This is a genomic window from Flavobacterium pectinovorum, from assembly GCF_022802975.1.
Taxonomy (GTDB): domain Bacteria; phylum Bacteroidota; class Bacteroidia; order Flavobacteriales; family Flavobacteriaceae; genus Flavobacterium; species Flavobacterium pectinovorum_B.
This window is the reverse complement of record NZ_JAFEVZ010000041.1, coordinates 1-721: the sequence shown is the minus strand read 5'-3', so window position 1 is coordinate 721 and position 721 is coordinate 1. Positions and strand designations below refer to the sequence as shown.

Annotated in this window: 2 protein-coding genes; both read right to left on the bottom strand. The window is 60.9% G+C overall.

The features are described from left to right. The coding region (locus tag FLV_RS19915) for an ABC transporter permease subunit (protein ID WP_243236503.1) at window positions 1-391 on the bottom strand (391 nt) is incomplete at its 3' end. Further along, window positions 391-721 (bottom strand): transporter substrate-binding domain-containing protein (locus FLV_RS19910; protein WP_243236502.1); only part of this gene is annotated, 331 nt, incomplete at its 5' end. The genes FLV_RS19910 and FLV_RS19915, both read right to left, overlap by 1 nt.

Genomic DNA, 721 nt, shown 5'->3' with positions numbered 1-721 from the left:
GCGCGCGGGTCATGCCGATACTCGCGGCAGCTTCCCACTGACCGCGTTCGATCGAACCGATCGCGGCACGGAGGATTTCACAGGCGTAGGCGGCCATGTTCAGCGAGAAACCGATCAGTGCTGCCGGCAGCGGATCAAGCTCCATGCCCAGTTGCGGCAAGCCGTAATAGATCACGAACAGCTGCACCAGCAACGGCGTGCCGCGAAAGAACGACACGTAGATGCGGGCCAGCCAACTGACCGATTTGAAGCGCGACAGGCGCATCAGCGCGAGGCCGAAGCCCAGCAGCAGACCGAAGAACATCCCGCCGAGGCTGAGGACTACCGTGTAGTACGCGCCCTTCAACAGAAAGGGCGCGGAATCCAGCGCGAGTTGGAAAGCCTCTTCCATTATTTAGTGACGTCTGCGTTGAAGTATTTCTTCGACAGTTTCTCGAGAGTGCCGTCAGCACGCAGTTCGTCGAGCGCCTTGTTCACCGCAGCCAGCAGTTCAGGCTCGCCTTTGCGCAGGGCGATACCGGATTCCTGACGCGAGAAGGCCTCGCCGGCAGCCACGGTTTTCGGGGCTTTCTTGGCGTATTCGAGGGCAGCCAGACGGTCGATCAGGATGGCATCGGTACGACCGTTGTTGAGGTCGGCGAACTTGGTCGGATCATCATCGTAGGTGCGCACGTCAGCACCCGGCACGTTGGCGCGAACCCACTGCTCGTAGTTGGTGCCC